This window comes from Flavobacterium johnsoniae (genome assembly GCF_001879205.1).
In the GTDB taxonomy this organism is placed as follows: Bacteria; Bacteroidota; Bacteroidia; order Flavobacteriales; family Flavobacteriaceae; genus Flavobacterium; species Flavobacterium johnsoniae_A.
This window is the reverse complement of record NZ_MLFK01000005.1, coordinates 94085-119214: the sequence shown is the minus strand read 5'-3', so window position 1 is coordinate 119214 and position 25130 is coordinate 94085. Positions and strand designations below refer to the sequence as shown.

General features: G+C 35.3%; 23 protein-coding genes. 15 read left to right on the top strand and 8 right to left on the bottom strand.

Going from position 1 to position 25130, the window contains the following annotated elements:
• Window positions 1-13 precede the first annotated feature (13 nt).
• Window positions 14-1264, bottom strand: a complete 1251-nt coding sequence (gene hemA / locus BKM63_RS05785; protein ID WP_071635689.1) for a glutamyl-tRNA reductase — start codon at window positions 1262-1264, stop codon at window positions 14-16.
• Between the two features lie 228 nt (window positions 1265-1492).
• Between hemA and BKM63_RS05780 the strand changes: the two genes are divergently transcribed.
• The 7 genes from BKM63_RS05780 to BKM63_RS05750 all read left to right on the top strand — a co-directional run bounded on the left by BKM63_RS05780 (window position 1493) and on the right by BKM63_RS05750 (window position 7638).
• The gene (locus tag BKM63_RS05780) at window positions 1493-2365 is read left to right on the top strand and encodes a helix-turn-helix domain-containing protein (RefSeq protein WP_057115402.1); all 873 of its coding nucleotides are present in this window, start codon (window positions 1493-1495) and stop codon (window positions 2363-2365) included.
• Window positions 2366-2545: 180 nt separating this feature from the next.
• Window positions 2546-3559 (top strand): ferrochelatase, encoded by a 1014-nt coding sequence (hemH, locus tag BKM63_RS05775; RefSeq protein ID WP_071635688.1) that lies wholly within the window; start codon window positions 2546-2548, stop codon window positions 3557-3559.
• Window positions 3560-3575: 16 nt separating this feature from the next.
• On the top strand, window positions 3576-4142 hold the full coding sequence (locus BKM63_RS05770; RefSeq protein ID WP_071635687.1) for a hypothetical protein: 567 nt from the start codon (window positions 3576-3578) through the stop codon (window positions 4140-4142).
• Between the two features lie 6 nt (window positions 4143-4148).
• Window positions 4149-4697, top strand: a complete 549-nt coding sequence (locus BKM63_RS05765; RefSeq protein WP_071635686.1) for a CopD family protein — start codon at window positions 4149-4151, stop codon at window positions 4695-4697.
• A gap of 144 nt (window positions 4698-4841) precedes the next feature.
• Window positions 4842-6257 carry a sensor histidine kinase gene (locus BKM63_RS05760; protein WP_071635685.1) on the top strand — a complete coding sequence of 472 codons (1416 nt, stop codon included), beginning with the start codon at window positions 4842-4844 and terminating at the stop codon, window positions 6255-6257.
• 11 nt (window positions 6258-6268) lie between these two features.
• Window positions 6269-7051 carry an enoyl-CoA hydratase/isomerase family protein gene (locus tag BKM63_RS05755; RefSeq protein WP_071635684.1) on the top strand — a complete coding sequence of 261 codons (783 nt, stop codon included), beginning with the start codon at window positions 6269-6271 and terminating at the stop codon, window positions 7049-7051.
• Window positions 7052-7236: 185 nt separating this feature from the next.
• Window positions 7237-7638, top strand: coding sequence for a hypothetical protein (locus BKM63_RS05750; RefSeq protein ID WP_071635683.1), 402 nt, complete (start codon window positions 7237-7239; stop codon window positions 7636-7638).
• Between the two features lie 134 nt (window positions 7639-7772).
• Here BKM63_RS05750 and BKM63_RS23595 read toward each other — a convergent pair whose 3' ends face one another.
• The 4 genes from BKM63_RS23595 to BKM63_RS05730 form a co-directional block, all read right to left on the bottom strand.
• Window positions 7773-7922, bottom strand: a complete 150-nt coding sequence (locus BKM63_RS23595) for a hypothetical protein (protein ID WP_165608755.1) — start codon at window positions 7920-7922, stop codon at window positions 7773-7775.
• A gap of 356 nt (window positions 7923-8278) precedes the next feature.
• On the bottom strand, window positions 8279-8932 hold the full coding sequence (locus tag BKM63_RS05740; RefSeq protein ID WP_071635681.1) for a metal-dependent transcriptional regulator: 654 nt from the start codon (window positions 8930-8932) through the stop codon (window positions 8279-8281).
• A gap of 99 nt (window positions 8933-9031) precedes the next feature.
• A complete protein-coding gene (locus tag BKM63_RS05735) occupies window positions 9032-10903 on the bottom strand; it encodes an Nramp family divalent metal transporter (RefSeq protein WP_071635680.1) in 1872 nt (623 codons plus the stop codon).
• A gap of 74 nt (window positions 10904-10977) precedes the next feature.
• The gene (locus BKM63_RS05730) at window positions 10978-11370 is read right to left on the bottom strand and encodes a Fur family transcriptional regulator (protein ID WP_071635679.1); all 393 of its coding nucleotides are present in this window, start codon (window positions 11368-11370) and stop codon (window positions 10978-10980) included.
• Window positions 11371-11465: 95 nt separating this feature from the next.
• Between BKM63_RS05730 and BKM63_RS05725 the strand changes: the two genes are divergently transcribed.
• From BKM63_RS05725 to BKM63_RS05690, 8 genes are all read left to right on the top strand, one after another.
• Entirely contained in the window at window positions 11466-11819 is a 354-nt protein-coding gene (locus BKM63_RS05725) for a MerC domain-containing protein (protein ID WP_071635678.1), read from the top strand.
• 11 nt (window positions 11820-11830) lie between these two features.
• Window positions 11831-12736: an NAD(P)/FAD-dependent oxidoreductase gene (locus BKM63_RS05720; protein WP_071635677.1), complete on the top strand. Its 906-nt coding sequence runs from the start codon at window positions 11831-11833 to the stop codon at window positions 12734-12736.
• A gap of 279 nt (window positions 12737-13015) precedes the next feature.
• Window positions 13016-15277 carry a TonB-dependent receptor gene (locus BKM63_RS05715; RefSeq protein WP_071635676.1) on the top strand — a complete coding sequence of 754 codons (2262 nt, stop codon included), beginning with the start codon at window positions 13016-13018 and terminating at the stop codon, window positions 15275-15277.
• A 220-nt stretch (window positions 15278-15497) separates the two neighbouring features.
• Window positions 15498-15962: a thioredoxin family protein gene (locus tag BKM63_RS05710; protein ID WP_071635675.1), complete on the top strand. Its 465-nt coding sequence runs from the start codon at window positions 15498-15500 to the stop codon at window positions 15960-15962.
• 18 nt (window positions 15963-15980) lie between these two features.
• Window positions 15981-17198, top strand: a complete 1218-nt coding sequence (locus BKM63_RS05705; RefSeq protein ID WP_071635674.1) for a lycopene cyclase family protein — start codon at window positions 15981-15983, stop codon at window positions 17196-17198.
• 17 nt (window positions 17199-17215) lie between these two features.
• Window positions 17216-18013, top strand: a complete 798-nt coding sequence (locus BKM63_RS05700) for a tetratricopeptide repeat protein (RefSeq protein WP_071635673.1) — start codon at window positions 17216-17218, stop codon at window positions 18011-18013.
• Between the two features lie 200 nt (window positions 18014-18213).
• Window positions 18214-18642 carry an ArsR/SmtB family transcription factor gene (locus BKM63_RS05695; protein WP_071635672.1) on the top strand — a complete coding sequence of 143 codons (429 nt, stop codon included), beginning with the start codon at window positions 18214-18216 and terminating at the stop codon, window positions 18640-18642.
• 120 nt (window positions 18643-18762) lie between these two features.
• Window positions 18763-19173 carry a BrxA/BrxB family bacilliredoxin gene (locus tag BKM63_RS05690; RefSeq protein ID WP_056207398.1) on the top strand — a complete coding sequence of 137 codons (411 nt, stop codon included), beginning with the start codon at window positions 18763-18765 and terminating at the stop codon, window positions 19171-19173.
• A 168-nt stretch (window positions 19174-19341) separates the two neighbouring features.
• Here the strand turns inward: BKM63_RS05690 and BKM63_RS05685 are convergent, their stop codons facing one another.
• The 3 genes from BKM63_RS05685 to BKM63_RS05675 are packed head-to-tail and all read right to left on the bottom strand — an operon-like array spanning window position 19342 to window position 24902.
• Window positions 19342-20706, bottom strand: coding sequence for an efflux transporter outer membrane subunit (locus BKM63_RS05685; protein WP_071635671.1), 1365 nt, complete (start codon window positions 20704-20706; stop codon window positions 19342-19344).
• Window positions 20703-23849 carry an efflux RND transporter permease subunit gene (locus tag BKM63_RS05680; RefSeq protein WP_071635670.1) on the bottom strand — a complete coding sequence of 1049 codons (3147 nt, stop codon included), beginning with the start codon at window positions 23847-23849 and terminating at the stop codon, window positions 20703-20705. Before BKM63_RS05680 ends, BKM63_RS05685 begins: the two co-directional genes overlap by 4 nt.
• A gap of 3 nt (window positions 23850-23852) precedes the next feature.
• Window positions 23853-24902 carry an efflux RND transporter periplasmic adaptor subunit gene (locus tag BKM63_RS05675; protein ID WP_165608754.1) on the bottom strand — a complete coding sequence of 350 codons (1050 nt, stop codon included), beginning with the start codon at window positions 24900-24902 and terminating at the stop codon, window positions 23853-23855.
• Window positions 24903-25130: the final 228 nt, after the last annotated feature.

The window sequence follows — 25130 nt, the reverse complement described above, 5'->3', positions numbered from 1 at the left end:
TTTAAAATTTAATTTAAGATGCTTTTATTTTGAAGACTTTTTCGATCCATTCGATGCTTTCATCGACCATGGTCTCGTCGTCTTTTAAATGATTTGCGAAATGAGTAGTGATTTTTTGAATTATCCTATTGCTGATGATTTCTGCCTGCTCTTCATTAAAATCAGCAATTTTTTTACTTTGAAAATCCAATTCAGAGTTTTTAATAGCGTTTAACTTGTCTTTTAACGCGTTGATGGTTGGCGCAAATTTTCGGCCTTTCATCCAAATCACAAATTCTTCTTTGATTTCTTCGATTATAGCCTCGGCTGCCGGAATGTGCAATTTTCTGTTTTCCAATGTTTCATCTGTCAATTGAGACAAATAATCCATATGAATCAAAGTTACGCCTTCTAATTCCTCTACATTTTCGTTTACATTTTTAGGAATAGACAAATCCAGAATCAACAAAGGTTTTTTAAGATTTAAAATGGCTTTGTCTACTGTTGGGTTTTGTGCGCCTGTTGCCACAACCACAACATCGGCTTTTTGAAGTTCTAAGTGTAATTCAGAATAATCTTTAACAATCAGATTAAGTTTTCCGGCTAATTTTTCGGCCTTGTCTTTTGTTCTGTTGATTAAAGTAATGTGTTCGTTTTTAGTATGTTTTACTAAATTCTCACAAGTATTTCTTCCAATTTTTCCGGTTCCAAAAAGTAAAATGTTTTTGTTACCGATATCTTCCACATTTTTAAGGATGTATTGTACTGATGCAAAAGAAACAGAAGTAGCGCCAGAGCTGATTTCAGTTTCATTTTTAATTCTTTTGCTTGCCTGAATTACCGCATTTACCAATCTTTCCATAAAAGTATTGGTTAATCCCATTGATTTTGAGTGGGTAAAACTGGTTTTAATTTGAGATATAATTTCGAAATCGCCCAGAATCTGACTGTCTAAACCAGTTCCTACACGAAACATATGATTAATCGCTTCTTGATTTTTGTATACAAAACCAACTTTTTGAAAAGCATCAACAGAACCATTGCTGTTGTCGCAAATAAGTTTGATTAATTGAAAAGGATGTTCTGCAAAACCATAGATTTCGGTTCTGTTGCAGGTTGAAGTAACAATTAAGCTTTCTATTCCATCGTTTTTAGCTTGTTCCAGCAAACGTGTTTTTGCCGCTGCATCTAAACTAAATTGACCTCTGACCTCAGCATCAGCTTTTTTATAACTCAGACCAACTGAGTAAAAATAAAGATGTTTCGGTACGTTAGTGTTTTCCATAATTCACTTTCATAATAAAGTGCAACAAAATTATCACTATAGTGTTTATAAAAGTAACGCTGAAAGTACTTTTTGTATCGCTTCGTGTTTTTTTGATCCTAATCGTCTGTTTTTATGCAAAAAGAAGTACTTTTGTAGCAAAATCAAGTCATTAGAAACGATTTGTTTAGAGTGATTCTAAATAAGATTTTGCATAACGTTTGATTTTAGTTCAAAAAAAATATCGCTATGAGTTCTCAAGAAGTTATAAAAATTGAAGACGACTTTACGCTGATCCGTTTTCAAAACGATGGTTCTGAGCCTTTTTATGCTCAGCACGAAATAGGTACTGGACTGATACAGTTTCACTTCGGGATAAAAGGCAATGCTAAATTTTTGTTCAATCAGGGCAATTATGCTTTAGAATTGAAAGAAGAAAAATCGCTTCTTTTGTACAATCCACAGAAAGAATTGCCTCTTAATTTAGAATTGGCACCAAATTCCTGGGTGATTTCGGTAATTGTTTCCATTAAAAAATTTCACGCGTTGTTTTCTGCCGAGGCAGATTATATTACTTTTTTAAGTCCTGATAATAAGGATAAAAAGTATTATAACGAAGGAAATATAAGTCCGTCAATGGCAATTGTTCTGAGTCAGTTATTTCATTACAATCTTCATCCATCGATAAAAAATCTTTACTATAAAGGAAAAGGATACGAATTATTAAGTTTGTATTTCAATAGAACCGAAGATCCAAATGCAGAACAATGTCCGTTTTTGATTGATGAAGATAATGTTTTGAAAATTCGAAGAGCCAAAGAAATCATCATTGCTAATATGGCCGAACCTCCTGGATTGCAAGAACTGGCAGATGAAATTGGTTTAAATCTGAAAAAACTCAAAATGGGTTTCAAACAAATTTATGGCGACACGGTTTATGGTTTTCTTTTCGACTACAAAATGGATTTCGCCCGAAAACTTTTGGACAGCGGATCTTATAATGTAAACGAAGTTGGATTGAAAATTGGTTACAGCACCGGAAGTCATTTTATAGCAGCATTCAAGAAAAAGTTTGCCACAACTCCAAAAAAATATTTGATGTCGATTAATGCGAATGTTTAAACACGAATTAAAAAATCTGTGTGAAAAATTTAACAAGATTGATTTTCGATATTCAGCAATAAATAAAAAGTAATAATTATCATATTTCTAAAAAGCGGCAAGTCCTACTTTTGACGAAATTTTTAAAAATAAATACAATGCTTAAAGCCTAAAGCTTAAAGCCTAAAGCAAAAAAACATAATGAAAGGCGTATTATTAGTAAATCTGGGATCTCCGGACAGTCCAACAACAAAAGACGTAAAACCTTATTTAGATGAATTTTTAATGGATAAATACGTGATCGATGTTCCGTATTTATTGAGAGCATTATTGGTTCGTGGTATTATTTTAAGAAAAAGACCAGAAGAATCAGCGCACGCTTACGCTAAAATTTGGTGGGAAGAGGGTTCTCCATTAGTTGTTCTTTCAGAAAGAATGCAAAAAAAGGTTCAGCCTCTTGTAAATGTTCCTGTTTCTTTAGCAATGCGTTACGGAAGCATGACGATTGAAAAAGGACTTCAGGAATTACATGATAAAGGAGTTACAGATGTAATGCTTTTTCCTTTATATCCGCAATATGCCATGGCTTCTACTTTGACAATCTTGGTAAAAGCCGAAGAAATCCGCAAAAAGAAATTCCCACACATGAAGTTTACAGATGTTCCGGCATTTTACAACAAACCGGATTATATCAAGAATTTAGCCGATTCAATTCAGAAACATTTAGTGGGGTTTGATTACGATCATTTATTGTTCTCTTACCACGGAATCCCGGAACGTCATATCCGCAAAACGGATGTAACTAAATCACATTGTAAAATTGATGGTTCTTGCTGTAATACACCATCTCCGGCGCATGATTTCTGCTACCGTCATCAATGTTATGAAACCACAAGACAAGTCGTTAAATTATTAGGACTCCCGGAAGATAAATACAGCCTGACTTTTCAATCGCGTTTAGCGGGAGACAAATGGCTGGAACCTTATACTGATGTTGAAATTGACAATATGCCGGCAAAAGGAATCAAGAAATTAGCAGTTGTAACACCAGCTTTCGTTTCAGATTGTTTAGAAACTTTAGAGGAAATTGCCATGCGTGCCAAAGAAGATTTTGAAAAGAATGGAGGAGAAGAATTCTTGGCCATTCCGTGTTTGAATGATGACGACGAATGGTGCCAGACGGTTGGAAACTGGATTAATGATTGGGCAAAATAGTATTAAATTATTATAAATGAATAAAGTAACTAAAATTTCGGTTTTATTTCTTGCTCTGGCAATTTTAGTTGGATGCAAAAAAAGAGACACTTTTGAAAACAACAGTTTTTCAGACAAAACATTCAACTGGACTATTTCAATTCCAGAGGATTATGAAAAAATGGAAATAAAAGACGGGAAAATTAATGAAGACCCGGATTTAGCTAAAAGGAAACATTCTATCGTTGCTTTTAAGAAAGACAAGGCCAATTATTTTGAAGCAAACTACGAAGATTATTCTGCAGATGCTCGGTCAGCCGGTTTAAGTATGAGATTAAAAGATTTTCTTTTTTTGAAAGATATAGGCCAGATTTATCCAAAAGCACAAATGGGAGATTATTCAGTTACTAATGAAGGTGTTTCTGGTTTAGAATTTAGAAAATCTAAAACGGTACTAACTGAAGATGGAAAAACAGTTGTAACCATGGTAATTTTTTCGAGAACATTTAAGGAAAAACTCTTTATTGCTAAAATAGTTTATGATAATGAAGAGCATGGAAACGCAATGATCGATCTGTTTAAAAAATCTACATTTAAAGAATAATGATAAATGGAATATTATAACTATTTAAAATCACTGCACCTTATTTTTGTAATTACTTGGTTTGCAGGTTTGTTTTATATTGTGCGTTTGTTTGTTTATCAAATTGAAGCCAATGAAAAACCATCTCCCGAAAAAGAAATTTTACAGGCACAATACAAAATTATGGCCTACCGTTTGTGGTACATCATTACGTGGCCGTCAGCAGTTTTAGCAAGTATTTTTGCTTTCTGGATGCTGTTTTTTACCGATGCAGGAAGTGTATGGATGAAAATGCCCTGGATGCACGTTAAGTTAGGTTTTGTTTTCTTATTGTATTTGTATCATTTAAAATGCCACCAAATATTCAAACAACTGCAAAATGATGAGGTGAAATATTCTAATAATTTCATGCGTTTGTGGAATGAAGGAGCAACCATTATTTTGTTTGCTGTTGTTTTTTTAGTAGTTTTAAAAAGTGCAATCAACTGGATTTACGGCGTCATCGGAATTATTTTATTCTCGGTTTTAATCATGCTGGGATTCCGTTTTTACAAACGTATTCGAGAGAAAAAATAGTTTTTTAGTTTCAGGTTTCAAGTTTCAAGCTGCCAAACGCAGCCTAACCTGGAACTTGAAACCTGAAACAAATAAAACAAAAAAAAACAGATGCAGAACTTCAAAATGTCAATGCTTTCCCTTCGTACCAGGATTTTCCTGTCGATGATTGTATTGATTGTTGTGGCATCTTTTTTATTAGCATCGATTTCAATTATTCAATTTAAAACTGAAGCCAAAGAATATCATCAGGAACGTTTAGAGCGAAAAGAAAATGCGGTAAAAGAACATATTAATTACGTTCTTTCTACTACAACTTATCCGTTAAAAACAGGAAATTTAGATTTAATTTTTAAAGATAAAATTCACGAATTAGCGCAGATTCACAAAATTGAAATCAATATTTACAGCCTCGACGGAAAACTGCTGAAGTCCTCAAAAGAATCTTTTGCAGTTGATAAAATTGCACCTCCAATTCCCGAATATATTCTGAAACTCGTTCGGTCTTCAATCGAGAAACGTTTTGTAGATATTAAAACGATCGACGGAGTTAAAAACAGATCTTCATACAGCTTAATAAAAGACGAAAAATTTAAACCACTTGGAATTTTAAATCTTCCGTATTTAGAAGACGATGGTTATTACGATAATGAGCTGAATACTTTCCTGATTCGCTTAAGCCAAGTATATTCTTTCATGCTTATTGTGGCTTTTGCCTTGGCTTATTTCCTTTCTACTTACATCACAAAATCACTAAAAACAATTTCCGACAGATTAGAAGAGACCAATCTGGATCAGAAAAACGAGAAAATTGTTTTAGAAGCCAATAGTAAAGAGGTCAATTTCCTTATAAAAGCCTATAACGGAATGGTTGACAAACTCGAAACCAGTGCGATTAAACTTGCTCAGAGCGAACGTGAAGAAGCCTGGCGCGAAATGGCCAAACAAGTTGCGCACGAGATTAAAAATCCGCTCACGCCGATGCGATTGACGGTGCAGAGTTTTCAAAGAAAATTTGATCCGAACGATCCAGAGGTAAAGCAGAAGATGAACGATTACTCTGAAACCTTAATTCAGCAAATTGATACTATGACGGCAGTGGCTTCGGCATTTTCGAACTTTGCCTCAATGCCGGCACAGCAAAACGAAACTTTAAATGTGGTTGAGGTTGTCGAACTGGCTTTGGATATTTTCAATGAAGATTATATCGTTTTTGAAAGTCAGGAGAAAGAAATCATTTCTAAGATGGATCGTACGCAGCTCATCCGCGTTATCACCAATCTGGTTAAAAACGCTACGCAGGCTATTCCCGAAAGTCAATTTCAAAAATCAATTGTGGTTACGGTAAAAAGACGAAATAACAACGTGGAAATTGCGGTAAAAGACAACGGAATTGGAATTCAGAAACAAGATATAGGAAGAATATTTGAACCAAAATTCACTACTAAGACCAGTGGTATGGGACTTGGACTCGGAATTATCAAAAACATTATAGAAAATTACAAAGGAACAATTACCTTTGAATCAACATACGGAAAAGGGACCACATTTAGAGTTTCCCTGCCTATTACAAACTCTTAAAATTCAGCGTCATGAACTACGAAAATATCTTGATTTCTATCGAGGACAAAGTTGCTACCATAACAATAAACAGACCTACGAAATTAAATGCCTTAAATAAAGCGACAATAAGCGATTTGAGTAATGCAATTAAATTAGTAAGCAAAAGTGATGATGTCCGCGTTATTATTTTAACTGGAAGCGGAGAAAAAGCTTTTGTAGCCGGAGCCGATATTTCGGAATTTGCAAATTACACTGTGATTGAAGGTGCGCAATTAGCAGCTGAAGGCCAGGAATCGTTATTTGATTTTATAGAAAACCTTAAAAAACCGGTTATTGCAGCTGTTAATGGCTTTGCATTAGGCGGCGGATTAGAATTAGCGATGGCATGTCATTTTAGAGTAGCTTCAGATAATGCAAAAATGGGATTGCCAGAAGTAACTTTGGGATTGATTCCGGGTTATGGAGGTACACAGCGTTTACCACAGCTTGTTGGAAAAGGCCGTGCAATGGAAATGATTATGACTGCGGCCATGATTTCTGCAGAAGAAGCAAAACAATACGGTTTGGTAAATCATGTGGTGCCTCAAACAGAGCTTTTGTCTTTTACAAATGTAATTGCTCAAAAAATCATAAAAAATGCCCCTTTTGCAATTAGCAAGGCCATAAAAGCTATCAACGCCAACTTTAAAGACGGTAAAAACGGATTTGATACTGAAATAAAATCATTCGGAAAATGTTTCGGAACTCAGGATTTTAAAGAAGGAACAACGGCTTTTTTAGAAAAACGTAAAGCAGAATTTACAGGGAAATAATTTTTCTTAAGCACAAAGTTCGCTAAGATTTACGCAAGGCTCGCAAAGTTTTTAATTTTACTTATGTCCTTTGTATAAAACTTTGCGAACTTTGCGCTTAAATAATAACATAAAGAGGATAAAAAACTTAGAAACTCAGCCTCTCAGTCCCGAAGCTTCGGGATAGCAACTAATAAATAAAAAGTATGTCCTACGAACCAATATTTGCCCTTTTTTGTGAACGAGTTAAAGAAAGTATCAAAGCGGGTACCTTCGCAAAATTAACTTTGGCCAAAACTATGGGCGACACCGAGATTAAGAATATCTATTTTCGTTTAGTTTTAAATGAAGATAATACGTTCTCAATTTCATTAACTTCCCGTTATAAAACAGAAGAAATAGAAAGTATTCATACTTTGGATGAAGCTTTATTGGTTTTGGGTTCCTATATCAAAAAACCATTTTTAACCGCGCTTTTGTTTACAACAGATAACGATGTTACTTTTAAGGTGAATAAAAAGAACGCCGGCAGTATTATAGAACAGCCTCCAACATTTAAAAATGCTTCTCCTGTAATGCTGGAGATGATTGAGAAGGGAATTGTTTAATATTAAACGATGGAGGAATAGTTTTTCTGAATCAAAAAATCTTAAAAAAGTTAATTTATAAAAGTTTGTTTGCTTTGTAGGAAAAAGACTTTAATTTTGCCCAAAATTAGCTTAAGATAATTTCAGATGAATATTTATAGAGTTTCAGATCGGTTGAAAGTTTTTATCTTTCTTTTTGCATTACTCCAAATCTTAACCGTTGGCAGTTTATTATTGATTCCTTTCATTTCTCTGCCAGCACATTCTCTTGCCTGGAAATTGTATACTTTATGTTGTTCCTCCATTTATTTATACTATTTGGCACCGCTTCTAATATTTGCATTAATGCTTATGGGCACGCTTCTAATTCTGCATGTTTTTAAAAGAAAAGTAATATTTACGAATGATTCTATTATTTCGAAAGATATATTTAAAAGCAGCCGTTTAAAATTTAGCGAGATAAAAGGATTTGTGATAAAACGTTCAATATTGTACGTCATTACAAATTCTAATAAACGAATCGTAGTTAATCTGATGAGCTTTGAAAAAGCTGATAATTTAGTTCGGAATTTAGAGATGAGATTTTCTAATTTAGATTTATAGAACCAGCAAATCTATTTTTTTGCGTTTTATTCTTTGTGTATCTCTGCCAAATAACCTTTTAAACCAGCTTTACAAACAAATTGGAGGCAATTTTATTCGAAATGGATAATTCCCTTCCATCAACCTTAATTTTTAACGATAAATCAAAAGATTCTTTAGAAAGGAATTCAATTTTAGAACCCAAAGCGATTCCCTGTTTGTCCAGATATTTTAGAAATTCAGATGAAGTGTCTTTCACGCCCACACAAACTCCGGACTGATTATCTAATAATTCAGAAAGAAGCTGTTTTTCGATTTTAATAATTCGGCCATTGGCATCCGGAATTGGATCGCCATGAGGGTCTTCAGTAGGATTTCCGAGAAAATCATCCAAGCGATTAATTAACTGTTCAGATTTAATATGTTCTAACTGCTCGGCAATATCATGAACTTCATCCCAGCTGAAATTTAGCTTCTCTACCAGAAAAACTTCCCATAAACGATGTTTTCTCACAATCATTTTAGCGGCCAGTTTTCCGTTTTCGGTTAAAGATACGCCTTGGTATTTTTTATAATTCACTAAATCTTTATCAGCCAGTTTTTTAAGCATGTCTGTAACCGAAGAAGCTTTTGTCTCCATGATTTCAGCAATGGCATTTGTGCTCACTTCAGTTTCTAAAGCCGCAGTTAAATGATATATAGATTTTAGATAATTTTCTTCTGAGAAAGTCATTTTTTTGAGGTTCTAAGGTTCTAAGATGCTGAGGTTCTAAGTTTGTTTTAAGCTTACTAAGAAAAATCTTAGAACCTCAGCAACTCAGAACATCAGCATCTATTTTTTAACAATCAACAAAGGTATTGAAATTTTATGTCTCAATTTATCTACCGTTGTGCCAAAAAGAAGATCTTTTAATCCAGTGTGGCCGTGGGTTCCCATAACCAGGATATCAAAATTTCCTTCGTTTATAATTTTAGAAATTACTTTGTTTGGTTTTCCGAAACCAAGTTCAGTTTCGATTTTGAATCCTTTCTGCGAAAGCATTTCTTTATATTCAAGCAATAATTTTTCATCTATTGTGGTTTCATGATCGTGTACATGAACACCGTACATATGTGCCCCAACGGTTTCGACAATATGGATCAAAGTATATTGCGTATCGATTCCGCCCAATTCAAATGCTCTGTTGAGCGCCGCTTCATCGGCATTTGAAAAATCTACCGAAATGGCGATGTTTTTAAGGCTTTGACTTTCTTTTGGTGAAAACTGTAATTTTAAATTATGCGGCGAATGATTGGCGATATTTGATTTGGCTTTTGTAATAAAAGGTTTGAAAACAATGTAAAGAAGCAGTGCCGAAAAAGCGATAGCAAGCGGTACCACGGTCAGCCATAAAATTATGGGATGATTGGAATTCGCAAGCCAGGTCGAGATTTCGTCATAAACGAGCTTCGCATTTAGTGAAACTATAATCAAAGCAATAATCCAGGAAACCACCTGTGTAGTTTTAGAAATATGAAAACCATTCATTTTTGATTTGTCGCTCACAAAGTGAATCAGCGGAATAATCGCAAATCCCAATTGTAAACTCAAAATAACCTGGCTTAGAATTAAAAGTTTTCCGGTAACGCTTTCACCGTAAATCCAAATAACGATTAAAGCCGGTACAATAGCAATTAGGCGGGTTATGATTCGGCGTACCCAAGGCTGAATGCGCAAGTGCAAATAACCTTCCATAACAATTTGACCTGCAAGCGTTCCCGTTACCGTTGAACTTTGTCCTGCGGCGATTAAGGCAACAGCAAAAAGAATAGGTGCCCATTTTGTGCCCAATAAAGGTTCCAGAAATTGATGTGCGTCCTGAATTTCGGCAACTTCAAACATTCCGTTTTTATGGAAAGTTGCGGCTGCGAGTATTAAAATGGCCGCATTTACGAAGAAAGCCAAATTTAAAGCGATGGTTGAATCGATTAAATTATATTTTAAAGCTTGTTTGATTCCGGCCGGGCTTCTGTCGAATTTCCTGGTTTGCACCAAAGATGAGTGTAGGTAGAGGTTGTGAGGCATTACCGTTGCTCCAATAATACCAATTGCAATATATAAAGCAGCTGAATTTGGAATAGAAGGAACAAGTCCTGCAATGATTTTAGAAACTTCAGGTTCTGCAAAAATCATTTCAAAAATGAAAGAAAAACCAATAATAGCAACCAAGGCGATAATAAAAGCTTCCATTTTTCGGATTCCTTTATTAATTAAGAACAATAAAATAAAAGTATCTAAAACCGTAATCAAAACACCTTCAAAAAGAGGGATTCCAAAAAGAAGATTAATACCAATCGCCATTCCGAGAACCTCGGCTAAATCACAGGCAGCAATGGCAATCTCGGCCAAAAAGTATAAAATGTAATTGATGTATTTTGAATACGTTTCTCGGGATGCCTGGGCAAGATCTCGCTGCGTTACAATTCCGAGTCGGGCACTTAAACTCTGCAAAAGCAGCGCCATTAAGTTGCTCATAAGCAAAACCCAGACTAAGGTATAGCCAAACTGACTTCCGCCGGCTATATCGGTAGCCCAGTTTCCGGGATCCATATATCCAACGCTTACTAAATATGCCGGGCCTAAAAAGGCTAATATTTTTCTAAAACCTGTTTTTTTATGTTCAGTAGCAACCGATTGGTTTACTTCTTCTAAAGATTTGGTCATTTTAAAAGTATTGTTTTAACAAATATATAGAAAAATTATATTCGCTGAACAATATTTTTAGGCGAGTCTAAAACTTAGTTGTTAGAATTCAAACATTTTGGGCATAATCCTGATAACGTAAAATTTATTTCGTTTACTTTATAATTGTGAGGCATAATATAACTTGGTTTCACATTTTCCAGACACGTTATTTCATGACAGTTCTCACAGCTAAAATGAGCATGGTTATGTATGTGCACACGTTGGTGCGAATGATTGCATTTTGCATATTTTACAGTACCATCAAGATTAGAGATTTTATGTATGATATCATCATTAACCAACCGATCTAAAATTCTATAAATGGTAACGCGATCGCAGACATCGTTTAATTGTTTCTGAATTTCGGTGTGAGAAAGTGCAGTCTTCGATTTCTCAAAAACCTCTAAAACGGCTGTCTTTGCTGTGGTGTTACGTGTGGTTTTCATTTTATTTGAATATAAAAAATTTTAACGCAACAATGTTGCATTTGATTTTAATGTGTATATTTGCAACAAAATTGCATTAAGCAAATGTACAAGAAATGAAGAAAACGACCTCATCCTTTTACGATATTTTAGGAATTTCAAGCGCGACAATATGCCTGGTTCATTGTTTGATTTTTCCACTTTTAACGATCCTCCCTTTGGGCTTAAGTCACAATCCTGTTATCGATTTATTATTTGCTTCGATAGGCTCATTTGCCATTTTCAAAATTACGAAAAAATCAACGCTTTTGGTTTCGTCTATTTTGATTGTTTCAATGAGTTTAATTTGGATCAGTATTTTGGCAGATTTATTCTTAGAGATTCATTTGGAGCTGATTTATTTTGGAGGAATCGGAATGATTATCGGGCATTTGATTAATTACAAATTACACAAAAAACAAAACCATTAAAAAGTATTGTTATGGAACAAAAGAATTTTGACGTGATTATTATTGGCGGCAGCTACAGCGGATTATCTGCATCTATGAGTTTAGGACGTTCCCTGCGTCAGGTTTTGATTATCGACAGTGGTTTGCCTTGTAACAGACAAACGCCATATTCTCATAATTTTATTACACAAGACGGTGAAAAGCCTGCTGTGATTTCGGCGAAAGCTAAATTACAAGTAGCTCTTTACAAAACAGTTCATTTTTATAACGGACTCGCTATTGAAGCTGTTAAAAAGGAAAATGGATTTGAAATCAAAACAGAGTCTGGCGAAGTATTTAGCTCGAGAAAAATTCTTTTCGCGACCGGCGTTAAAGATTTGCTTTCTGATATTAAAGGTTTTGCAGATTGCTGGGGAATCTCTGTTTTACATTGTCCGTATTGTCATGGATATGAAGTTAAAAATGAAAAAACAGCTATTATCGCCAATGGTGAAATGGGTTTTGACTTTGCTAAACTGATTTCAAATTGGACAAAAGATTTGAGATTATGCACCAACGGAAAATCAACTTTGACTTTGGAACAAACAAAAATACTTAAACAGCACGGTGTTATCATTTTTGAAGAAGAAATAGACTCTTTTGAGCACCGAGAGGGGAATATCAAAAACATTATCTTCAAAAATCAGGAAAAAGCTGGGGTAAAAGCTGTCTATGTCAGACCGCCTTTTGAACAACATTGCAATTTGCCAGCAGATTTAGGTTGTGATCTTAACGAACAAGGTTTATTAAAAGTCGATAGTATGCAAAAAACAAATGTTGCCGGTGTTTATGCGAGCGGCGATTGTACAACCCAAATGAGGTCTGTGGCCATTGCAGTATCTACTGGTTCTTTTGCCGGAGCTGTAATCAATAAAGAACTTATTGACGAAGATTTCTGACTTTAAAATTGGTTGAATTTTGTTAGGTTTTTTGAATAGCCCAGCTTCAGCAAAGGAGAATTAGATTTGAATCGAGAGGGCTTTAGCCAAATTATAACGGTTTGGCTAAAGCTTTTTTTCGTTTATTTTTTATCCAACTAAAATTAGACGCTATTCGTTTTTTGATTGCAATATTAGAAATATAACATATTGACATAATAAAAGTTATAAAATTCTAAATTTAAAACCATTATTTATCGAATTTAATTTTTAGTTTTGTCTAAATTTAATTTTACCACGATGAAAAATTCAATTTGGATATTGATACTATTCAATTTACACTTTTCCTTTGCTCAGGAAACAAGCAAAATCTCCGGTTTTATATCTGGAAATGGAAGGAAATTACAAGCCGCGAATGTTCAATTGTTAGGAACCGACCTAAAAACAGTTTCAGATAGTTTAGGCTATTATACTTTTGAAAATGTTAGTATTGAAAACGGAAGAATTCAGGTTACCTCAACAGGATTCAAACCAGTAACCCAAAGATTTCTGGTTACAAAAGGACAAAATCTAAATCTTGATTTTGATTTAGAAGACAACGAAAACCAACTTAATGAAGTGGTGGTTTCAGGAACTTTAAAAGCTGTGAAACGTTTAGAAAGTGCTGTTCCGGTTGAGGTTTACTCGCCAACTTTCTTCAAAAAGAATCCAACGGCCAGTATTTATGATGCGCTTCAAAATATAAATGGTGTTCGGCCTCAGCTTAATTGCGGCGTTTGCAATACGGGCGACATTCATATAAACGGTCTGGAAGGCCCGTATACTTTGGTTTTAATTGACGGAATGCCAATTGTAAGCAGTCTTTCGACAGTTTATGGTTTATCCGGAATTCCGAATTCTTTGGTTGAACGAATCGAAATTGTAAAAGGTCCTGCTTCGTCGCTTTACGGAAGTGAAGCTGTTGGAGGTTTGATTAACATTATTACTAAAAACCCAACGAATGCTCCGGTTTTTTCAGCAGATTATTTTACAACAACCTATTTTGAAAGTAATCTCGATCTGGGAATGAAATTTAATGCAGGAAAAAAAGCAACTTCCCTTATAGGTATTAATTACTTCAACTACGATCAGGTTATTGATAAGGATAAAGACAATTTTACCGATGTGACGCTTTCTGAAAGAATTTCGCTATTTAATAAATGGAGTTTTAATCGAAATAATAATCGTCTTTTTACGATTGCAGCGCGGGGTATGTATGAAGATCGCTGGGGCGGAGACGTTCGCTGGGAGAAAAAGTATAGGGGAGGCGATGAAATTTATGGCGAAAGCATTTATACCAAAAGAGGAGAATTAATTGGAAGTTACCAATTGCCATTTGAAGAAAAACTAATGCTTTCTTTTTCTGGAAATGTGCATTACCAGGACAGCCGTTACGGAACTACATCGTATATCGCGAATCAAAAAATAGGTTTTCTGCAATTGACCTGGGATAAAAAAATTGGTCGAAATGATTTCCTTGCCGGAATTGCGAATCGATATTCGTATTATGATGATAACACTCCAGCAACCAAAGATGCCGAAAGCACGTGGCTGCCGGGAGTTTTTGTTCAGGACGAAATTACTTTTTCGCCAAAAAGCCAGGTTTTGCTGGGAGCGCGCTACGATTATAACTCGATTCATGGTTCTATTTTTACGCCAAGATTTGCGTATCGCTTTAAAGCAAATGACAATACGATTTTCAGATTAAACGCTGGAACCGGATTTAGGGTTGTGAATTTATTTACCGAAGATCACGCAGCGCTTACCGGTTCTAGGGATGTTGTAATTCAAAATGATTTAAAACCGGAGAAATCAGTGAATGTAAATTTGAATTATATTCAGAAAATTAATCTTGACAACGGTACTTTTATCGGAATTGAAACTACCGCTTTTTATACCCGTTTCAGCAATAAAATTATTTCAGATTATGAAACAGATCCTAATAAAATCATTTATGATAATATTGACGGTTATGCTATCAGTCAGGGAATCAGCACAAATGTTGATGTTAATTTCACAAACGGTTTAAAGTTTATTCTGGGCGCGACGGTTTTAGATAATAAAAATGTTCAGGACGGAATTTCACAAAGGCCTTTTTTAACCGAGAACTTCACCGGAACCTGGAGCATTTCCTATAAAATAGAACCTTGGAATTTACTTTTGGACTATACTGGAAATGTTTACAGCCCGATGAAACTGCCTTTGTTGAATGAATACGATCCAAGAGATCCAAATTCGCCTTGGTACAGTATTCAGAATATTCAATTTACTTATACGGGATGGAAGAATTTCGAGGTTTACGGGGGTATTAAGAATTTGTTGAACTTTACTCCAAAACGAAATAATCCGTTTTTGATTTCGAGAACGAATGATCCTTTTGATAAAAATGTACAATACGATGCAGCTGGAAAAGTAATGGTAACTCCGGATAACCCATACGGATTGACTTTTGACACAACTTATGTGTACGGTCAAAACCAGACGATTCGTGGTTTTTTCGGACTTCGATATAATTTTAGGTAAATTTATGGCACGCAGATTACACGGATTGAACGGGTTTTACTTAGTTCTTTTTAGATTTTAAACTGATTGTCAGGCTGAGCGATCCCGAGGCTTCAGGAGAAGCCTCTTCCGGTTAAAAGGCCCTTCTCCTGAAGCCTCGGGATCGCTCAGGATGACAAACGTTACAGTAAACAGATAAATCCGTTCAATCTGTAAAATCGATGGGCAAAAAAACAACATTATGAAAAAGCTATTTCTAATATTCTTCTTTTTCGGAATAACTTCAACGGGATTCTGCCAGCTCAAAAGCAGCACTTTTGAAGAAGTAGACAGCTTACAGCAAATTCAAAAACGAAAAATCATCGTTTTTATCCATACAGATTGGTGTCAGTTTTGCCAACGAATGAAAAGTACAACTTTTAATAATAAAGAAATTATTGAAAAACTAAACTCTAATTTCTATTTCATTGATTTTAATGCCGAAGAAAAAGGAGATATTACATTTAATAATCAGGTATTCAAATACAAACCTTCAGGAAATAATGTAGGGGTTAACGAACTGGCCTTGCAGCTTGGAACCATAAACAATCAAATTGTATATCCGGTTTTGTGTGTTTTAAATGAGAATAATGAAATTATAGCCCAGTACAATAACTATTTGAGTCCAAAGGATTTTAATACTTTTTTAAGGAAAGTTGAAGAATAAAATTTCTTATTTTTGAAAATGAACTCTTCGCAAATTAAACACTTCGATTACATTTTTACAGGAACAGGCCTTGCGTCTTTAATGACCATTTATAAAATGGTTATTTCGGGGAAATTCACCAAAAAATCTATTCTATTATTAGATCAGGATGTGAAGAAAACAAATGACAGAACCTGGTGTTTTTGGAAAAAAGAAGATTCAATTTGGAATCCGATTATTTCCAAAAAATGGGACGTGGCTTTGTTTGCCAATGAAAACTTTAAACGCGATCTTGAATTAGCGCCTTATACATACAATAAAATCAATGGATTAGATTTTTATAATTTCGTTTTTGAAACAATTTCAAGTCAGCCAAATATCACTTTTTTAAACGAAAAAGTAACCGATATCAATGAACTTGAAACCCATGTTTTTGTTGGTACAGAAGCAAATAGATATACCTGCCAGTATTTATTCAACAGTATTTATACAAAGGCTTTCGCCGAAGGACAAACGAAATATCCTGTTTTACAGCAGCATTTTCTCGGTTGGTTTATAAAATCAGAATCCGAAGTTTTCAATCCGGATGAAGTTACTTTTATGGATTTTTCGGTTAAACAAAAAGCAAATACAAGGTTCATGTATGTTTTGCCAACTTCAAAAATCGAAGCATTGGTAGAATATACGCTGTTTTCAGAAAAACTTCTTTCTAAAGAAGAATATGAAAATGAGATTCAAGTCTATTTGAAGAAACTCGGAATAAATAAGTTTGAAATCATCGAAAAAGAGCAGGGAAGTATTCCAATGACGTCTTATCCTTTTTGGAAGAAAAATACCAAACGGGTTTTAAATATGGGCACTGCCGGAGGCTGGACAAAAGCGAGTACAGGTTATACATTTAAAAATTCAGATAAAAAATCTTCGGAATTAGTTGAGTTCATTATAGATAAAAGTGTTTTTCCCGAAGTCTCGGGATCGCTCAGCAACGCATCAGAAACTCTCAATATGACGGACTTTTATAAAAAAAACCGATTTTGGTTTTATGATTTATTGCTTTTGGATATTCTCTATCGTCATAATGAATTAGGAAGCTCGATTTTTTCTTCTTTATTCAGAAAAGGAAACCCTGATTTGATTTTTAAGTTTTTAGATGAGGAAACTATTTTTTTAGAAGATGTTAAAGTTATTTTAAAGTGTCCAAAACTTCCATTTATTAAAGCGTTATTTAGAGTGATTTTTCTCTCAAATAAATCATAACTCTAAATTCTAAACTATTGAAAAAAATTACGCTGGGTTTCTGTTTATTTATCTCTATTTTTTCTTTCGGACAAGTGTCAGTTAATAAAGCTCATGATGCCATTGTGGAAGAATTTTTAACCAATTGCGCTGAAAAACATAATTATGTTATTGAAATGAGCGAATGGCAGACTTGTTTAGATCAAGGTTTAAAAAAAGACAGTACAGTCGCTTATTTATGGCAGCAGAAAGCAATGCCGTATTTCAAATGTAAAAAGTATGAGATTGGAATGCCATATTTAAATAAAGCTGTTTTTTATGATAAAGTGAGATGGCTTTCCTATAGAGCTTTCATGAAATGTATTTTTTCACGTGACTACAAAGAAGCTATTATTGATTTTGATGAAGCTATTAAATCCTATGGAAATAGTTATGTTATGGATCATTCTTTCAACTTTTATAAAGGATTATGTTATTTACAGTTAAATGAATATGAGAAGGCAGAAAAACTTTTTGATGATTATGTAAATGATATTTATAAAAACAGACAACAATTAGAACATCCCACTGCTTATTTTTATCAAGGAATTGCCAAATACGAACTAAAAAAGTGGGATGAAGCCATTGCCATTTTTGATAAAGCTTTAAAAATCTATCCAGAGTTTTCGGATGCAAAATTCTATAAAGCAATCTGCTGGTTCAAACAAGGAAAATCAAAAGAAGAAATTACAACTTTAATTGATTCAGCTAGAGAAGATGCAAAAAAAGGTTTTTCAATTAATGAAGATAATACGATTTATGAAACGTATCCGTATCAAATAAAACTTAGTAAATAATGAGTCTTTACGGCCTATTCTAAATTCTGCATTGACCAATTTTTTTAATAAAAATACCTTATTTTCTTATTTTAATATTTTATTTGGGGTGCTTTAAAAAACACCTTTTAATTAGTTTTGCCGATTTAGAAATAATAACCTTTTAAACAACGCAAGTCTATTATAATCGATTATTTGCGATGATGAATTAACTGGCACTTATGGGAATTGGGCATTTAAAATTTGATATAGAAACAGAAGCAATCGGAAAAATTTGTAAAGCACTGGGACATTCTGCCCGAATTCAGATTATGACACTGTTATGGAAAAGAAATAATAGAACTTGTGGTGAAATTGTTGAATTGATTCCGCTTGCGCAATCTACAATATCCAAACATTTACTGGAACTGAAAAAAGCAGATTTGGTGAATGTAAAACATGAAGGAAAAAAAACAATCTACTCTATTGAAGTTGATAATATAGAAATACTTAAAAAGTTTTTTGCCAATTATCTTTCAACGATTGAAATTTCTGAAGAAGATAAATCCACCGTTTTAACAACGAAGCATAAATTAAGAGGCAGAAACAGGCATTTGAAAAAATACAATTATGAGTTTGCTCACAAAAAAATGCAGCACGAGGCAGTTTGATTTCAAGTTGGATTTAAAATTTAATATCGAACTATAACAAAACTTTATACTTCGAATTAAGTAGTTGCGAGTAAACTTCGTAACTTTGCAGATCAAAAGTAAAATTTAAAAAATAAAAATATGTATCCAGAAGAAATGGTAAAACCAATGCAGGCTGAACTTACAGCTGCTGGGTTTCAAGATTTACATAGTGCCGAAGCTGTAGAGAATGCTATCAAAGCAGAAGGTACCACTTTAGTTGTTGTGAACTCTGTTTGCGGATGTGCTGCAAGAAATGCACGCCCAGGAGCAAAAATGAGTTTAGAAGGAGCTAAAAAACCAGATCACCTTATTACAGTTTTTGCTGGTGTTGACAAAGAAGCGGTTGATGCTGCAAGACAACACATGTTTCCTTTTCCTCCATCATCGCCTTCTATGGCTTTGTTCAAAAACGGAGAATTGGTTCACATGTTAGAGCGTCACCACATCGAAGGCCGTCCAGCTGAATTAATCGCTGAAAACCTGCAAGATGCATTCAACGAGTTTTGCTAATTTAAGGGACTAAGTTTCTGAGATGATAAGATTTTCTTAGACCTCACAGTAACGAAGACACGAAAAATTAAAACAAAAGCACTATGAAAATAGTGCTTTTGTTGTTTTATAGAGCTGCTTAAAAATCTTAGTATCTCAGTATCTGAGTAACTTAGTCGCTTAAAAAAACTAATTCCACCCTCCGCCAAGTGCTTTATACAATTGCACCATTGAAGTTAATTGTTTTTGGGTTAATTGAGAAAGACTCAATTGCGCTTCGAACAATGAACGCTGCGCATCTAGAACTTCTAAATATGAAACGTAACCGTTGTAATATCTGGCGTTTGAGAGTTCGTAGTTTTTTTGAGCAGCTATAACTTGCCTATTTCTGGCGGCCCATTCTTCTTTGTACATTGCTACATTTTGTAATGAATTCTCGACTTCAGAAATAGCGGTTAAATATGTTTTCTGGAAATTCAATTTGCGTTCCTGTGCAATTTGTCTGTTTACATCAACTCGACGTTTGTTTTTTCCGAAGTTAAAGATTGGTCCGGCTATTCCAGCGCCAACATTTTGCGTATAAGAGGCATCATTAAACAAATCTCCCACCATCACACTGGTAAAACCTGCGATTGCTGCAATATTGAATGACGGATATCGCAAGGCTTGAGCTACACCAATTCTTTCATTTGCTGCCCGGTACAAAAGTTCTGTGCTTTTAACATCAGGTCTGTTTTCAAGTAAGGCAGATGGAACAGAAGTTGGAAAAGTCGTCAAAATCAATAATTCACTATTCGTTTTTCCTCTCTCAATAGGCTGGGGGACTTGTCCTATTAGGATCGAAATAGAATTTTCCAGTGCGGTAATTTGTCTTTTTAGAGCCGGAATATTGGCTTCGGCAATAGCAACTTGCTGTTCAATTTGTACTTTGTCTAATTCAGCGACATAGCCGCTTATAAAACGTTCATTGATGATGTCGTAGGCTTTTTGTCTGGTTTCTAAAGTATGAATGGTAATTTCTAGTTGATTATCGAAATCGCGCAATTCAAAATACGAAATCGCAATGTTGCTCACTATGTCGGATAAAACTACTTTTCGGGCTTCATCAGATGCCAAAAGATCGTTTAGGAACGCTTTGTTTTGATGACGGTATTTTCCCCAAAAATCCAATTCCCACGACATATTGGCAAGTAAGGATGAAGGCTGCATAATGGTTTCGGCACTATTCACTTGTCCGGAATATTGAAGAGACGGATATAAATCAGCTTTTGCAATTCCTAAATTGGCACGAGCTTGTTCTAAACGTGAAATGGCAATTTTTAAATCAAAGTTATTCTGAAGTCCTTTTTCTATTAATCCAATCAAAACCGGATCATTAAAAATTGTAGACCACTTTATCATTCTTACTGATTTTGTGGTGTCTTGACTTTGATCACCGTAACGAAAAGTATCTGCTTGAGGCTGTTCCGGTTTGACATATTTTGGCCCTACCATACATCCATAAGGAAAAACAGCCATCAAAAATAACGCTGAAAGTATTTTTAGATTTTTCATTTTTCTTCCTCTTTAGGTTTATCGATTTCCTCAGTAGGTTTTTTCCCGAATGTTTCAATAAATACAAACAACACCGGTATTAAACAAACACCCAAAATGGTAGCGACAAGCATACCGCTAAAAACAGTCATTCCCATCACTTTTCTGGCTTGTGCACCAGCTCCGCTTGCAGTTAACAGCGGAACAACTCCTAAAATAAAAGCAAAAGCAGTCATTAAAATTGGTCGGAAGCGTAATTTGGCAGCATACAATGCGGCATCTTTAACCGGCATTCCTTTTTCATATTCTTCTTTGGCAAATTCTACAATTAGAATGGCATTTTTTGCCGCAAGGCCAATAAGCATTACCAGACCAATTTGCGCAAAAACGTTATTTACATAATCAGGACTCAGTAATCGGCAGATATATAATCCGAGGAATGCGCCAAAAACGGCAAAAGGCGTACCAAGCAAAACACTAAAAGGCAGTTTCCAGCTTTCGTACTGTGCGGCGAGAATTAAAAACACAAAAAACAGCGCCATGATAAAAACGGTGTTTCCTTTTCCTTCAGCTTGTTTTTCCTGAAAACTCATGTTGGCCCATTCGTACCCCATTCCGGCGGGCAGTACTTTTGCGGCAGTTTCCTGTAGTGCTGTCATGGCTTGCACCGAAGTAAATCCGGGCGCAGGCGTTCCGCCAATTTCGGCAGCGCGGTACAAATTAAAACGCGTGGTAAATTCAGGTCCGCTTTCTTTCCTGATCGTCGCAATACTCGAAATCGGAATCATTTTATTATCACGACTTCGAACAAAAATCTTATTAATGTCTTCGGGATTTACGGTAAAACTCGGATCTGCCTGAAGCAAAACAATATATTGCCGCCCAAATTTATTGAATTCGTTAATGTATTGTCCTCCCAAACTTGCTCCAATGGCTAGATTAACATCGGATAAAGAAAGATTAAGTTCTGATACTTTTTCCCTGTCAATATCCAGACTGATTTGTGGCACATTGGGATTGAAGGTCGTTCGGATGGTTCCAATTTCCGGTCTTTTTTTTGCAGCAGCCATAAATTGCTGCGCATTTTCAAAAAGATACTGCGGTGTATTTCCTTCTTTATCCTGAAGCATCATTGAGAATCCCGCAGCATTTCCAATTCCGGTAATAGGCGGTGGTCCAAAAGCAAAAACTGTGGCTTCGGGAATTCCAAATACCACTTTTCCATTTACTTCTTTTAAGATCTGAAAAACATCCTGCTCGCGTTCTTTCCATTCTTTTAAAGCCACAAAGAAAAAACCATTATTGGTTGCCACTGAGTTTTTAATCAAACTAAAACCGGCAACAGAAGTATAATATTCAACACCTTGATTTTTAGATAAAATGTGTTCTACTTTTTCGATGACTTTGCTGGTTCTTTCTAAAGATGAAGCACCTGGAAGTTCGATATTAACAAACATATAACCTTGATCTTCTTCGGGAACAAAGCCGCCGGGAATTCTTCCTCCCAAAAGAATAATAGCTCCCACTATAATTCCGATAAATAGTAAGCTTCTTGCCGTTTTTTTAATTAAGAATCCTGAAAAGCCTGTGTATTTATTGGTAAAAGCACCAAACTTTACATTAAACCATTTAAAGAATTTACCGAGCCAGCCTTTTGCCTCCTGATTGGGTTTTAATAAAAGAGAACATAAAGCCGGACTTAAAGTTAAAGCGCTTAAAGCTGAGAATATCACCGAAATAGCAATAGTAATGGCAAACTGCTGGTACAATCTTCCGGTAATGCCGGGAGTTAAAGCAACCGGAATAAATACGGCTGTTAAAACAATTGCAATGGCGATTACAGGACCCGAAACTTCGCGCATAGCCTGATTTGTTGCTTCTCTGGGAGACATTCCCTGTTCAATATGATGCATTACAGCTTCGACAACTACAATGGCATCATCGACCACAATTCCGATGGCGAGTACTAATCCTAAAAGAGAAAGTACATTTATGGAAAATCCAAGCAGCGGAAAAAGCATAAAAACACCAACTAATGAAACAGGAACCGTTAAAAGCGGAATTAATGTCGCACGCCAGTTTTGAAGAAAGATAAAAACTACTATGATTACTAGTATAATAGCTTCGACTAAAGTGTGTATGATTTCGTTGATACCTTCTGAAATAGCTAAAGTGGTGTCTAACGAAACGCTGTATTTTAAATCCTGTGGAAATCTTTTGCTGAGCTGTGCAATGGTATTTTTAACATTTTCGGCAACTTCAAGGGCATTAGAACCCGGCATTTGTTTAATTCCTATAGTTCCTGCAGTATTTCCGTTTAGTTTTGCTACAGATGCATAACTTTCAGTTCCGAGCGTTACTTTTCCAACATCTTTTAAGCGAACCTGCTGGTTGCTGATGTTTGATTTTAAAATGATGTTTTCAAAATCTTCCGGATTTACCAGACGATCCTTTAGCATTACATTATAGGTGAATTCGTTGTTTTCGGTTGCTGGCGGCGCTCCAAATTTTCCTCCCGGTGCAATTGCGTTTTGTTCCTGAATAGATCGGATGATATCCGGAACAGTCAGGTTGTATTTGGCCATAATATCAGGTTTGACCCAAATTCGCATTGCATAATTACTACCGCCATATAAGGTAACTTCTCCAACTCCTTTAATACGTGCCAAAGCATCTACTATGTTGATATTAGCATAATTGGTCAGGAAGTTATTGTCGAAAGTTTTGTTAGGAGAATACAATGACGAAATAAGCAACGGCATCGAAAGTGACTTTTTGGTCGTAACTCCCGTTGTTTTAACATCGTTGGGGAGTTTATTGGTTGCTTCGTTAACACGGTTTTGGGTTAACATGGTGGCATTGTCCAGATCTGTTCCCATGTCAAAAGTGATAGAAAGCGTCATACTTCCGTCTCCCGTATTGGTTGACTGCATATAGAGCATGTTTTCAACTCCGTTTACTTTTTGCTCAATTGGCGTTGCAACAGCCTGTTCAACATTTAAGGCATTGGCGCCACGATAACTGGTAGAAACCTGAACCAAAGGCGGTGCAATTTCAGGATATTGTGCAATGGGTGTTGACAGGATCGAAAGTCCTCCGATAAGAACAATAAAAATGGAGAGTACGATGGCAACAATTGGTCGTCTTACAAAGAAATTATCCATAGTTTAGTCATTTAGAGATACAGCGTTCTGTTTTTGTTCGGCTACATAAGGAACTGGAACGACTGTTGATCCAGGCTGAATAAACTGATTGCCTATAATGGCTACTTTTTCATTGGCTTTTAAACCCTTGGTGATGATCCAATCGACTCCAATTTTTTGTCCTACTTCGACCATTCGGGTTTGAATAGTGTTTTTTGTATCAATTATTGAGACTTGAAATAACCCCTGAATTTCGGTTACGGCTTTTTGAGGAACGATTATGGCATCTTTTTGAGTTCGAAGTAAAACACGGACTTTGGCAAATTGTCCGGATCGCAGTGTGCCGTCAGGATTTGGAAACTGTGCTTCAATGGTCACAGTTCCGGTTGTTGGATCTATTTTAGTGTCAGAGAAATTGAGACTTCCTTTATACGGATGCGTACTTCCGTCAGAAAGTATTAATTGAAGATCTGTAATACGTTCTCCGGCTTTGACCTGTTTTTGATATTGCAGATAATTAGACTCGCTGACTGTAAACTGAACTCTGACTTTTTCTAGTTTGGAGACTGTGTTTAATTTTGAAGCATTTCCAATCTTTGTGATGTAATCACCCAATCGGGCATTCGAAAGCCCGATTACACCATCTATTGGTGATCTTACATCGCAGTAGCTTCTTTCAATCTGCTGGTTTCTTAAGCTGGCCTGAACGCTGGTTAAGTTTGATTTGGCCGCTTTGTCTTTGGCAACAGCCGCGTCTAACTCTCTTTTACTTACTGCATTCATGTCAGCAAGAGGCCGAATTCGTTTCAATTCTTCTTCAGCATTTACCAAATTACTTTGTGCAGCAGCGACTTGTCCTCGAACCTGATCTACTTTTGTGTCATATTCCAGAGGATCAATGGTATAAAGTAATTGACCTTTTTTAACTCGCTGACCTTCTTTAAAATGAACTCCAGTTAGAATTCCGTCAACTCTGGCGATTAATTCAATGTCTAAATCTCCAAAAGTCTGTCCTGCAAAGTCTTTATAGATAGGAACATCTTCGCTCTTGACCGTTACAAAAGGAGCCTGCATGGGAGGAGGTGCTTTCGGTTGCTCTTTTTTACAAGAACTAAAGATTGTTAAAAATAAAAAAATTAGGAAGAGCAGCTTGGGTAGTTTTAAATCATTCATAATCATAAATGTTAAAATTTTACCATATAAATTTAGTGAAATAAATGTAACATGTTGGAAAACAGTTGTCTTTTTTATTAATGCAACAAAGTTGTTCGTAAAATCAATAAAGTTTATGTCCTAATTTTA